11 protein-coding genes are annotated in these 12,581 nt (G+C 70.0%); 9 read left to right on the top strand and 2 right to left on the bottom strand.

The annotated features are described in order from the left end of the window. The first annotated feature begins 4 nt into the window (after window positions 1–4). Window positions 5–895, top strand: coding sequence for an alpha/beta hydrolase (locus tag AB0J88_RS33305; protein WP_364356806.1), 891 nt, complete (start codon window positions 5–7; stop codon window positions 893–895). On the opposite strand, the gene AB0J88_RS33300 is transcribed toward AB0J88_RS33305, so the two are convergent. Beyond that, window positions 864–1,472 (bottom strand): pyridoxal-dependent decarboxylase, encoded by a 609-nt coding sequence (locus AB0J88_RS33300; protein WP_364356809.1) that lies wholly within the window; start codon window positions 1,470–1,472, stop codon window positions 864–866. The genes AB0J88_RS33305 and AB0J88_RS33300 overlap by 32 nt on opposite strands. 28 nt (window positions 1,473–1,500) lie before the next feature. Between AB0J88_RS33300 and AB0J88_RS33295 the strand changes: the two genes are divergently transcribed. From AB0J88_RS33295 to AB0J88_RS33270, 6 genes are all read left to right on the top strand, one after another. Continuing rightward, window positions 1,501–2,664 (top strand): agmatinase family protein, encoded by a 1,164-nt coding sequence (locus AB0J88_RS33295; RefSeq protein ID WP_364356812.1) that lies wholly within the window; start codon window positions 1,501–1,503, stop codon window positions 2,662–2,664. A gap of 97 nt (window positions 2,665–2,761) precedes the next feature. Further along, window positions 2,762–3,868: a phosphate ABC transporter substrate-binding protein PstS gene (gene pstS, locus AB0J88_RS33290; protein ID WP_364356815.1), complete on the top strand. Its 1,107-nt coding sequence runs from the start codon at window positions 2,762–2,764 to the stop codon at window positions 3,866–3,868. A 4-nt stretch (window positions 3,869–3,872) separates the two neighbouring features. Further along, window positions 3,873–4,811, top strand: a complete 939-nt coding sequence (pstC, locus tag AB0J88_RS33285; RefSeq protein WP_364356818.1) for a phosphate ABC transporter permease subunit PstC — start codon at window positions 3,873–3,875, stop codon at window positions 4,809–4,811. A gap of 100 nt (window positions 4,812–4,911) precedes the next feature. Beyond that, a complete protein-coding gene (pstA, locus tag AB0J88_RS33280; RefSeq protein ID WP_364357406.1) occupies window positions 4,912–5,946 on the top strand; it encodes a phosphate ABC transporter permease PstA in 1,035 nt (344 codons plus the stop codon). Window positions 5,947–5,968: 22 nt separating this feature from the next. Beyond that, window positions 5,969–6,745 carry a phosphate ABC transporter ATP-binding protein PstB gene (gene pstB / locus AB0J88_RS33275; RefSeq protein ID WP_364356821.1) on the top strand — a complete coding sequence of 259 codons (777 nt, stop codon included), beginning with the start codon at window positions 5,969–5,971 and terminating at the stop codon, window positions 6,743–6,745. 52 nt (window positions 6,746–6,797) lie between these two features. Continuing rightward, window positions 6,798–7,154: a DoxX family protein gene (locus AB0J88_RS33270; RefSeq protein ID WP_364356824.1), complete on the top strand. Its 357-nt coding sequence runs from the start codon at window positions 6,798–6,800 to the stop codon at window positions 7,152–7,154. Between the two features lie 3 nt (window positions 7,155–7,157). On the opposite strand, the gene AB0J88_RS33265 is transcribed toward AB0J88_RS33270, so the two are convergent. After that, window positions 7,158–9,665 (bottom strand): helix-turn-helix domain-containing protein, encoded by a 2,508-nt coding sequence (locus AB0J88_RS33265; protein WP_364356827.1) that lies wholly within the window; start codon window positions 9,663–9,665, stop codon window positions 7,158–7,160. A 166-nt stretch (window positions 9,666–9,831) separates the two neighbouring features. On the opposite strand from AB0J88_RS33265, the gene AB0J88_RS33260 reads away from it, so the two are divergent. Continuing rightward, complete coding sequence (locus AB0J88_RS33260) at window positions 9,832–11,058, top strand: hypothetical protein (RefSeq protein WP_364356830.1); 1,227 nt, start codon at window positions 9,832–9,834, stop codon at window positions 11,056–11,058. Between the two features lie 59 nt (window positions 11,059–11,117). Further along, window positions 11,118–12,560 carry an FG-GAP-like repeat-containing protein gene (locus AB0J88_RS33255; protein ID WP_364356833.1) on the top strand — a complete coding sequence of 481 codons (1,443 nt, stop codon included), beginning with the start codon at window positions 11,118–11,120 and terminating at the stop codon, window positions 12,558–12,560. Window positions 12,561–12,581: the final 21 nt, after the last annotated feature.

Below are 12,581 nucleotides of genomic sequence, written 5' to 3'. Positions count from 1 at the left end.
AGTCATGAACACCACGCACCACCGCTACGCCACCGTCCATGGTCGACAGCTTTTCTACCGGGAGGCGGGACCGACCGACGCGCCGGCGATCGTGCTGCTGCACGGCTTCCCGGCCAGCTCGTACATGTTCCGCGACCTGATCCCGGCGCTCGCCGACCGCTACCACGTCGTCGCGCCGGACCACATCGGGTTCGGGTTCTCCGACGCGCCGGGCGTAAGCGAGTTCGACTACACGTTCGACAACCTGACCGTGTACACGACAGAGCTGTTGGACCAGTTGGGCATCGAGCGCTATGCCGTCTACGTGCACGACTACGGCGCGCCGATCGGCTGGCGGCTCGCGTTGAGGAACCCCGACGCCGTCACCGCGATCGTCACGCAGAACGGCAACGCGTACGACTCGGGCTTCGTCGAGGGTTTCTGGAAGACCGTCTGGGACTACCAGCACGAGCAGACGCCGGAAACCGAGGCCGCGATCCGTCAGGTGCTGAGCCTCGACATGATCAGGTGGCAGTACGTCACCGGCACGCCCGACCCGAGCCTGGTCAGCCCGGACACGTGGAACCACGACTACGCGCTGGTCAGCCGGCCCGGCAACGACCAGGTGCAGCTGGCCCTGTTCCGGGACTACGCGACCAACTCGCCGATGTACCCGCGCCTGCACGACTACCTGCGCGACACCCAGGTGCCGGTGCTCGCCGTCTGGGGGCGCAACGACCCGATCTTCGGCCCCGACGGCGCGCGTGCCTTCGCGGACGATGTCGCCGACGCGGAGATCCACCTCCTGGACGGCGGCCACTTCGTGCTGGAGTCCGACGGCGACGAGGTCGCGGGCCTGACCCACGACTTCCTGGACCGAAAGGTCACGGGCCGACAGCGGCAGCCGCAGCCGTGATCAGCGCGATGGCCTCCTCGACCTGGGGTGCGTGGCTGCGGTGCGCGACGACGGTCACCCGCAGCGTCTGCCGGCCGCCGACCACCGTGCTGGACAGGTAGACCCGCTGGCTCGCGTTGACCCGCGACAGCACCTCCCGGGCCGCCGCGTCGCCGTCGGCCGCGCGGACCCGGAACGCGACCGTGCTCAGGTCCGGCAGCCACGGCACCTCCAGGAGCGGCACGGCGCGGAGGTAGTCGGCGGTGCCCTCGTGCGCCGCGGCTAGCTTGGCGGGGTCGCGCACGACGAGCGCGCCCGTGCCGAAGGGCAGGAACAGCGTCTTGTGCGGGTCCAGCGTCACCGAGTCGGCGAGCTCCGTGCCGGTCAGCCGGGCGCGGCCCCGATCGGTCAGCCGGAAGAAGCCGCCGTACGCGGCGTCGACGTGGAACCACAGGTCCTCGCGGGCGGCGAGCGCGGCGATCCGGCGCAGCGGGTCGATCGTCCCCGTGTCGGTGGTGCCGGCCGACCCGACGACCAGGCATAACCCGAGGCCCGCACTTCCGCGCGGCGATCGGGAGGTGCCCGTCGCCAAGCTCACGTGGCGATTTGCGGCTATTGTCCCCGGAATGACGCACTCGCACAGCGACGCCTTCGCGAACAGCGAAGGTCAGTGGGCACAGCTCGCCGAGGAGCGGCTGTCGCTGTTCCGCCACGACGAGGAGATCGAGCGCGGCCTGGCGTTCGGGCTGCCGGGCTCGCCGACGCTGGTCGACCGGACCATCCCGACGTTCTCGCGCGGCGAGCTGCCGCATTTCGCTGGGGAGCGGGGCACGTTCCTCAACGCGCCGTACCTGGAGGACGTCAACGACGTCGCGGACGCCGAGGTGGCCGTCTTCGGGGCACCGCTGGACTCCGGAGCCACGTACCGGCCGGGTGCGCGCTTCGGGCCGCAGGGCATCCGCCGCTCGACGAACCTGTTCGGCACCTACTGCTACGAGCTCGGCGTGGACCTGCGCGAGCAGCTCAACCTGGTCGACGTCGGCGACGTGTTCACGATCCCGGGCAACCTGGAGAAGAGCTTCGACCAGATCAGCCAGGCGATCTCCCACGTGTACGCGCGCGGCGTGCTTCCCGTCGTCCTGGGCGGTGACCACTCCATCGGCTACCCGACGATCCGGGGCATCGCGCCGCACGTCGACGGGAACATCGGCATCATCCACTTCGACCGGCACGTGGACACCCAGGAGACCGACCTGGACGAGCGCATGCACACGACGCCGTGGTTCCACGCGACGAACATCGGGAACGCGCCGGCGACCAACCTGGTCCAGGTGGGCATCGGCGGCTGGCAGTCGCCGCGGGCCGGGGTCAAGGTCGGCAGGGAGCGGGGCACCACCGTCATCACCGTCGGCGACGTCGAGCGGGTCGGCGTCGAGAAGGTCGCCGAGGTGGCGCTGGAGACGGCGTGGAAGGGCGCGAAGGCGGTCTACCTGTCCTTCGACATCGACGTGATCGACGCCGGGTTCGTGCCCGGGACGGGCTGGCCGGAGCCGGGCGGACTGTTGCCCCGGGAGGCGCTCAACCTCGTCCGGGCGGTCGCCGCACCGGGGCTCGCCGGCATCGAGGTGGTCGAGTGTGCGCCGCCGTACGACTGGGCGGAGCAGACCGCCCTGCTCAGCTCCCGGGTGGTCCTGGACGCGCTAGCCGTCATGGTGCGCGAGGGCCGGCTCGGCAAGAAGGCGGCCACGAAGAACCGGCACGCGTGGGGGCCGACCAGCGATACCCGCTGAGCCAAATTCCCCTATTACCCCGAAAACGTGTCCAAAACCCCCTTAGGTGCACTTAACTCGTGCTTGGTGGTCGGGACACGCGAAGGGACATCGTCAGGTGAGACTCCGGCGGTACGGCATGATCGCGTCTCTCGCGGCGACGGCGACGCTCGCGCTCAGCGCCTGCGGCGCGGACAACGCGGACTCCGACGCGACGGTGGCCGGGGCGGGGGTCGCCCAGGCGATCAACTGCGCCACGGGCACCCTCAACGCGCAGGGCTCGTCCGCGCAGAAGAACGCCATGGACGAGTGGCGCAAGAACTACCAGCAGCAGTGCAACGGCTCGACGATCAACTACGAGCCGTCCGGCTCGGGTGCCGGTGTGCAGGCGTTCATCGCCGGCACCGCGGACTTCGCGGGCTCCGACACGGCGCTGTCCGCCGACGAGCAGTCGCAGGCGAACCAGCGGTGCAACGGCGGCCCGGCGGTCAACCTGCCGATGGTCATCGGTCCGATCGCGGTCGCGTACAACGTGTCGGGGGTCGACGACCTTCAGCTCAAGCCCGACGTGCTCGCCAAGATCTTCGCCGGCGAGATCACGCAGTGGGACGACGGCGCGATCACGGCCGACAACCCGAACGCGTCGCTCCCGTCGACCACGATCCAGACCGTCCACCGCTCGGACGAGTCAGGGACGACCGACAACTTCACGAGCTACCTCGCGGCCACGGCCGGCAGCAGCTGGACGTTCGGCGCGGGCAAGGCGTGGAAGGCGCCGGGCGGCACCGGCTCCAAGGGCTCCGACGGCGTGGCGAGCTCCGTGAAGAGCACCGACGGCTCGATCGGCTACATGGAGCTGTCGTTCGCGGAGAACTCCGGGCTGAACATCGCCAAGATCCAGAACGGCGCGGGGCAGTTCCAGGAGCTCACGCCCGAGGCGGCCAGCAAGACCATCGAGGGTGCGGCGGTCACGGGCAGCGGCAACGACGTGACGTTGGACATCGACTACGCCACCAAGACGGACGGCGCGTACCCGATCGTGCTGGCCACGTACGAGATCGTCTGCAGCAAGGGCGCTCCGTCCGACAAGGTCGCGCTGCTGAAGGGCTTCCTGGGCTACACGGCGAGCTCCGAGGGGCAGGGCATCCTGAACGGCCTGGGCTACGCGCCGTTGCCGGGCAACGTCCAGTCCCGGGTCCAGACCTCGGTCAACAACATCTCCTGAGCCGATGTTGCCTCGCCGCAAGGGTTTCGGTGCGGAGTCCGTCTTCCGCACCGGCACCCTCGCGGCGGGCACGATGGTGCTGGTCATCATCGTCGCGATCACCGCCTTCCTGATCGCCGAGGCCGTGCCAGCGCTGAAGGCCAACACCGCCAACTTCATCACCGAGACCGAATGGTTCCCCAACCAGACCCCACCCGAGTTCGGCATCGCCGCGCTCGCCTGGGGCACCCTGGTCACCTCGGCCATCGCGCTCGTGGTGGCCGTGCCGGTCGCGTTGGGTATCGCGCTCTACCTGTCGCACTACGCCAACCGGCGCGTCGCCACCACGTTCGGCTTCCTGATCGACCTGCTGGCCGCGGTGCCGAGTGTCGTGTTCGGGCTGTGGGGCTTCACGGTCTTCATCGAGCCGGTCCGCAGCTTCTCCGTCTGGCTCAACAAATATTTCAGCTGGATCCCGCTCTTCGGCGGTGACGGCCCGTTCGGCCGCTCGTTCCTGCTGGGCGGCCTGGTCCTCGCCATCATGGTGCTGCCGATCATCACGGCGCTGTCCCGTGAGGTGTTCCGCCAGACCCCCACCGCCAACGAGGAGGCCGCGCTCTCGCTCGGCGCCACCCGGTGGGAGATGATCCGGACGGCGGTCCTGCCGTACGGGCGCGCGGGTGTGATCGCGTCGGTGATGCTCGGCCTCGGCCGGGCGCTCGGCGAGACCATCGCGCTCGCGCTGACGCTCGGCTTCATCAACGAGATCACGGTCAACGTCATCCAGAACGGCGGCAACTCGATCGCCGCGAACATCGCGAACGGGTTCGGCGAGGCCGGCGAGATCGGCCGGGGAGCGTTGATCGCCTCTGGCCTCGTGCTGTTCGCCATCACCCTCGTCGTCAACATCGCCGCCCGCGCCATCATCTACCGCCGCCGCGAGTTCACGGAGTCAGCGGCGTGACCGCGCGGCTCTTGGCCGGCGGCACGCGGCCGCGAAGCGGGGAGAGGGCGTGAACGTGTCGACCCAGACGCCACCGGCCGCGCCCGGCCAGGTTCCCGGGTTGCGCGGGCATCGCACCCCGCTGCTCGTCCTCGCCGGCGTCGCCGTCGTCGCGTTCGGGGTGGCGGCGGCTATCTGCTACGGCACCGGCTTCGGCAACTGGGTACTCGTCCTCGTCATGGGGCTGGTCCTCTACCTGATCGGGTCCTTCTTCGCGGTCAACCGGTACGAGGGCCGCCGCGCCGCCCGCGACCGCACCTGGAGCGCGTTGATCCACTCGGCGTTCGTCCTCGCCCTGCTGCCGCTGGTCTCGGTGGTCTGGACGCTGATCTCGAAGGGGGTCGAGCGCTTCGACCTCACCTTCTTCACCACGTCGATGAACAACGTCGGCGCCCGCGACCCCGACGGCGGCGCCGTCCACGCGATCATCGGCACGATCGAGCAGGTCGGCATCGCCGCGGCGATCACCATCCCGCTGGGGGTGCTGGCGGCCGTGTACATCGTCGAGTATGGCCGCGGCCGCTTCACCCTCATGATCCGGTTCTTCGTGGACGTGATGACCGGCATCCCGTCGATCGTCGCCGGCCTGTTCGTGCTCTCGTTCTGGGTGCTGATCGTGACGCCCTGGTTCAACAACGGCCAGCCGGCCTTTTCCGGATTCGCGGCCGCGCTGGCCCTGAGCGTGCTCATGCTGCCGACCATTGTCCGGTCGACGGAGGAGATGCTCCGTCTCGTGCCGGCGCCGCTGCGGGAGGGCGCTTACGCCCTCGGCGTGCCCAAATGGAAGACCATTATCAGGATTGTGATCCCGACGGCTCTTCCCGGAATCATCACCGGCATCATGTTGTCGATCGCACGCGCGGCGGGGGAGACCGCACCGGTACTTTTGGTGGCAGGCGGCAGCGATGCCGTCAACATCAACCCATTTGAAAACAACCAGACGTCGCTCTCGTTATTCGTCTTCCAGCAGGCGGGCGACGCATCCCGATTCGCGCCGGCGCGCGCCTGGACCGCGGCGCTCACCCTGGTGGCATTGGTGCTCATCCTCACCATCGCCGCCAAGTTGCTCGCGGGGCGCAACCGCCTCCGCCGTTGACATCAGCAACGAGGACTGACAAATGGCCAAGCGTGTCGAGGCGACCGGGGTCACCGCCTTCTACGGTTCGTTCAAGGCGATCGACAACATCAACCTGCGGGTTGAGCCGAAGACGGTGACCGCGTTGATCGGTCCGTCGGGTTGTGGCAAGTCGACGTTCCTGCGCTCGATCAACCGGCTGCACGAGGTCCTCCCGGGCGCGCGGGTCGAAGGCAAGGTGACGGTCGACGACGAGAACATCTACGACAAGGACGTCGACGTCACGGCGGTACGCCGGATGATCGGCATGGTGTTCCAGCGGCCGAACCCGTTCCCGACGATGTCGATCTTCGACAACGTGGTGGCGGGGTTGAAGCTCAACGGTGTGCGGCGTAAGTCGGTGTTGCAGGACGCGGCGGAGAAGGCGTTGCGGTCGGCGAACTTGTGGGACGAGGTCAAGGACCGGTTGGGCAAGCCGGGTGCGGGCCTGTCGGGTGGTCAGCAGCAGCGGCTGTGCATCGCGCGGACGATCGCGGTCGAGCCGCAGGTGGTGCTGATGGACGAGCCGTGCTCGGCGTTGGACCCGATCTCGACGTTGGCGATCGAGGACCTGATGTTCAAGCTGAAGGACCGCTACACGATCATCATCGTCACGCACAACATGCAGCAGGCGGCCCGCGTCAGCGACCGCACGGCCTTCTTCTCGATCGACAAGACGGGCGACCCGGGCCGCCTCATCGAGTACGACACCACCCACCGGATCTTCAACACCCCCGGCGAGAAGAAGACCGAGGACTACATCACCGGCCGCTTCGGCTAGCTCGGTCCTGGCATCCTGAGGCGATGACACCACAGCTGGCGAACCGCCGGTCATGACGTTCGCGCTGGTCGCGATCTGCTCCGTGGCGCTGGCTGCCGTGCTGCTGCTGGCCGCGGTCCGCAAGGCCCGCTCGGCCCCGACCTCGGCGGCGCTGCGGGACCGGCTGGGCGTACCGCCGGCGGTGTGGTCGGGAGTCGCCGTCCCGGAGGCGATCGCGGCCGTCGGGCTGATCGCCGGCCTGTGCTTCCCGCCTCTGGGCATAGCCGCGGCGGCCGGCGTGGTGCTGCTGATGGCCGCCGCGCTCCTGCTCCACCTCGCCGCCCACGTCCGTGGCCTGGCGCTGGCTCCACCGCTCGGCGTCGCCGCGCTGGCGGTCACCACCGTGGGCCTGCACCTGGCCAACACCTGACAGTCATCGGGCCTGAATTCCGAGCCTGACGGCGAGCTGTGCGGCGGCCGGCATCTGCAGGCGCTGGTAGAGCTCGTACGCCCGCATCAGCAGGTCCCGCGCGGCGGCGTCGCCGGACTGCTCGGCGGCCGAGCCCAGCGCCACCAGCGTGCGGGCCTGGAGGGCCGGCACGTTCTCCTCCGTCCAGTAGCGCAGCGAGCGCTGCAGGTGGTCGGTTCCGGTCTCGACGCCGTTGCGGACGCTGACTTCTCCGAGCGTCAACTCCGTGAGCGCCAGGCCCCAGTAGTTGCCCCGTTCGCGGAAGATCGTGGCCGCGGCCCGGAGCGCCACCATCGCCTCGGCATGGCTGCCGGGGTCGTCGGCGAGTGACTCGCCCAGGGCCCGGAAGCTCTGTGCGGCTCCGATCGGATCGCCGATCACCACGAACTGGTCGGCGGCCTGCCTGGCCGTGGCCGCCGCCTGTGCGGAACGCCCAGCGGCGAGCAGGGCGCCGGCGAGACCACGCAGGACGTACGCCTCGACGAACGCGTCGCCACACGAGCGGGCGATGGCCAGCGCGGTGCGGATCGTCGCGATCGCCGCTTCCGTCTCGCCCCGCTGGCGCTGCACGAAACCGAGACTGGACAGTGCCATGGCTCTGGTGGGTTGGCGGTCGACGGCGCTCAGCTCGCGATCGGCGGCGCGCAGCTCGGTCTCCGCCTCGACTAGGCGTCCGGACAGCGACAGCATGAAGCCGCGGTCCTTGCGCACCATCGCCGCTCCGGCCCGGTCGCCGACCTCCTCGGCCAGCGCCCTGGCCGCCTCCAGTGTGGACAGTGCTTCGGCCGGCTGCCCGAGCTCCACCTGAGCACTGCCGAGCCCCCGCAGCAGCGCGGCCTCCCGCGCCCGGTCGCCGGTCCGGCGGCAGCACCGCAGGGCGACGGTCGTGGCCTGCTGCCAGTCGGTGTAGTAGCCGCGCAGCTCGTAGAAGTCGGTGCTGGCGCCGACGATCCCGTGCGCCAGGGCGGCCAGGCCGGCGTCGGCGCAGTCCTGGACGACCGCCATCAACGTCTCGCGCTGTGCCTCGAACCAGTCGAGCGGCTGCTCCGCCGCGACCGCGGCCGCGACCGCATCGGGCAGGGTCGCGGGCAGCAGTCCGTCGTCGATGTGGAACCGTTCGCAGTCCAGTCGTGCCTGCGCGACGCGGGCGAGCGCCAGTAGGCCGGACGCCACCCGCTCCACCGCCGCCTGCGACCCGTCGTCGGGGTCGGCCTCGAACCGTTCCCGCGCGTAGAGCCGGGTGACCTCGTGGAACCGGTAGCGGCGCTGTCCCGCCCGGTCGGGCCCGAGGTCGTCCAGCAGCCGCGCGTCCAGCAGATCATCGAGAGCGGAGACACCGAGCGCCTGGTCGGCGCCGAGCACCGCGGTGACCATCCACGCGGGACATGCCGGCAGGCGCAATGATCCCAACAACCTGAACGCCCGGGCGGCGGTCGGCGTCAGGTCGGCGTAGCTCATGTCGAGGCTCGGACGCACGGCGAGGTCGCCGTGGCGCAGCTCGTCGAGTCGGCGTCGGTCGTCGGCCAACCGGTCGGCGAGGCTCCGCACGGTCCAGTGCGGGCGCGCGGACAGGCGTGCTCCCGCGATGCGGACCGCGAGGGGCAGGCCACCGCAGGCGTCGACGAGCTCGGCGGCCGCGGCCGGCTCGGCCAGGACGCGGTCGGTGCCGGCGATCCGCTGCAACAGCTCGACGGCGGTGACGGCGGTCAGGGGACGCAGGTCGAGGTTGCGGACGCCGGCGAGTCCGGTCAGGGGCAGCCGACTGGTGACGACGAGAACCGAGCCGTTCACCGGCATGAAGGGCTCGACCTGCCGGTGGCCCGCGGCGTCGTCGAGCAGCAGCAGCACCGGTCGTTCGGCCAACCGCGCTCGCAACAGGGCGGAGCGCGCGTCGAGTCCGGCGGGCATCGCCGAGCCGTCCGTGCCGAGGGCATGCAGCATGTTGCCGACGACATCGACCGGGTCGACCGGTTGACCGGTCGTGTCGCGCAGTCGCGCGAAGAGTTGGCCGCCCGCGAACCGGGAGGCCACCCGTTGGGCGGCGTGGACAGCCAACGCGGTCTTGCCCACGCCGGGCGGCCCGGAGACCGCGACCACGGCGCCGCGATCCTCGCCCAGCGCGAGCAGCATCGCATCCAGCTCCGCGTCTCGACCCACGAAGTCGGGCAGGTCTCCCGGGAGCTGTCGCGGCGCCGCGACCGCGGGCAGGCCGCCGTCGGGCGCGGGCGACCGCCGCTGGCCCGGCCGATTCGCCCAGAAAAGCTCACGGCCCGCCGCCACGAAGGCTTGCGCCTCGGCTTCGCCGAGCCGCAGCGCTGACGCGAGCTGCTCGAGATTGCGTGGCCGTGGACTGCGTCCTCGTTCCAGCTCACCGATCGACCGTGAGCTGACTCCCGCCAGCGCGGCGAGCTCCTCCTGAGTGAGCTGTCGTTCCAGCCGGTGCCGGCGCAGCAGCGTAGCGAAGGTCTCCACCTCGACGCGATCCTCCCCGTCAATGTCTTCCCGGCCTCATTCAAATCCGGGTCCGCGTGAAACGTCCAGAAGAACGTCCGGTTCAAGATTCTGGATCACGTGCGGGATCGACGGGTCTGATTGACGCGCCGAGCCGCCGCCCGCGGCCAGACCACAAGGGGCAGTCGTGAACCGGACCCTCACCAACCCGCCCGACCAGCGGATCCGCCGCCGGCTAGCCAGCCTGGTCAGCCTGTTCGCCGTAGCCGCCGCCGTGTTGCTCGACCAGCCGGCCCCGGCCCTGGCTGCGACGCCGACCCTGTTCGGCGCGTCCGTCCACCAGGTCGCCGGACAGACGTTCGGCCAGGCGCTGACCGCCGCCGACGCCCGATACGGCGTGTTGCCGATCCTCCGGGTCTTCTATCCCGGTGCGCCGGGCGCCTGGACCGACGCCAAACTCAACACCCCCGACCGGGCCACGGTGGTCTCGTTCAAGTACGACGCGGACGCCGTTCTCACCGGCGCCGCCGACGACTACCTGCGCTCATGGTTCGCCGGCGCGCCGCGGGACCGGGACGTCTTCTGGTGCTTCTACCACGAGCCGGAGGACGACATCCGCGACGGTGCGTTCACCGCGGCCGCCTATCGCGCCGCCTGGCAGCGCATCGCGGGCCTGGCGGACCAGGCCGGCAACGACCGGCTCTTCGCCACGACGATCCTGATGGACTGGACGCTGGACCCGGCCAGCGGTCGGAACTGGCGCGACTACTACCCCGGCGCCGCGTACGTCGACGTGATGGCCTGGGACGTCTACAACTTCGACGTCACGCGGTCGGAGACGATGGCGGCCCACAATGCGCGCCGGCCGGCCTTCGAGGTGGCCCGGTCGCAGGGCAAGCCGTACGCGGTGGCGGAGCTCGGCGTCGACGACCACGCCAACCGGCCGGCGATGCTGCGCGAGATCGCGAGCTGGCTGCGAGGCACCGCGGACGCCCGGTTCGTCACCTACTTCGACGCGCCCGGGTGGCCGGAGTACGACCTGATCGGGGACACCGCCAGCAGCCAGGCCTGGCGCGAGGCGGTGACGGGCGGTCTGTTCGCCGGCACTCCGACGCTGACCACCTCGGCCGGCCCGGCGGCGCCGGGGAACACCAGCATCCAATGGACGACGCGGGTCGACCCCGCCCAGCAGACCGGCTGGGTGTCGTGCGCTTCGTGGCGCGTCAGCGGCGCGGACTTCGCCGAGGGACCGCGCCGGCGCGTCTACGGCAACCCGGAGACGGTCACCTGCGACCGCGGCGGGCTGGCGCCGAACACGGCGTACCGCGCGCGGCTCAAGTGGTGGAACGCCCAGTCGGGCGGCTCCCTGCTGCACACCAGCAACACCGTCGACCAGGTCACCCGTCCGGCCTGACGGTCGCACCCCTCCAGTGTGGTCAGGCATCGGCCTGACCAGGAAGGAACCCACCCACCATGAATCGCCACTGGCTCAGGCGCCGGCTCGGGCGCAAGCTCGTGCTGACGTTGACACTGGCCGCCACGACCGCCGCCGCCGTCGTCTTCTCGCCGGCCGCGCCGGCCCAGGCCGCCTCGTCGATCGGGGGCAAGATAACCCGGTCCGAGGTGCTGGCCCGCGCCGCGAACTGGTACCTCCGTCGGAACGACTCGGACATGACGTACAGCATGGAGCTCAAGACGTGGGACGGAACCCACTCCCGGACGTACCGGCGGGACTGCTCCGGCCTGGTCGACATGGCGTGGCACCTGGGCGATGATCCGAACACCCACGGCCTCGACGACCCGACGTACACGACGCCCATCAGCCGCAGCGAGCTCCTCCCCGGAGACCTGCTCGACGACACCGTCAACGACGATCCGGGCTACCCGTACCACGCCCTGCTCTTCGGCGGCTGGGAAGACGCGGCGAAGACGAAGTTCTGGTACTACAGCTTCGGTGGCACGCCGATGAAGAAGGAAGAGCACAAGTCCTTCAGCGACGCGACGCTGTCCGGCCACGCGACCTGGCAGTACAAGGCCTACCGTTACAACAAGATCGTCAACGACCTGGACGACGACGACCCCGCGATCGCCAGTGTCACCGGCGACGGGTTCCACGACATCGTCGCCCGCAAGTCCGACAACTCGCTGTGGCTCTACCCGAACAACTACGTCCGCGACGGCGGCGTGCCGTACAGCGGGTCGACCGCGCGGCAGATCGGCAGCGGCTGGGGCAACTTCAACTCGATCGTCGGCGCCGACGTGACCGGTGACGGCTTCACCGACCTCGTGGTGCGCAAGACGGTCGACAACTCTCTCTGGCTCTATTCGAACAACTACGTGCGCGACGACGGTGTGCCCTACAGCGCGGGGTCGTCGCGGCAGATCGGCAGCGGCTGGGGCAACTTCAACCTGCTCGTCGGGGCCGACGTCACGGGTGACGGATTCACGGACCTGGTCGGCCGGACGACGGACGGGTCGCTGTGGCTCTACCCGAACAACTTCGTCCGCGACGACGGCATCCCCTACAGCTCGTCGTCCGCGCGGCAGATCGGCAGCGGCTGGGGCAACTTCAACAGGATCATCGGCGCGGACGTGACCGGTGACGGGTTCACGGACCTGGTGGGTCGCAAGGCCGACGGTTCGCTGTGGCTCTACCCGAACAACTATGTCCGTGACGGCGGCGTGCCCTACAGCTCGTCGTCCGCGCGGCAGATCGGCAGCGGCTGGAACAACTTCGACACCATCATCGGCGCCGACGTGACCGGTGACGGGTTCACGGACCTGGTGGGTCGCAAGGCCGACGAATCGCTGTGGCTCTACCCGAACAACTATGTCCGCGACGGCGGCGTGCCCTACAGCGGGTCGACCGCGCGGCAGATCGGCAGCGGCTGGGGCAACTTCAACACCATCCTCTGAGCGGCGTCGGGCGCCGACCGG

It is taken from the genome of Asanoa sp. NPDC049475 (genome assembly GCF_040676915.1).
Classification (GTDB): Bacteria; Actinomycetota; Actinomycetes; order Mycobacteriales; family Micromonosporaceae; genus Asanoa.
This window is presented reverse-complemented; position numbering and strand designations above follow the sequence as displayed.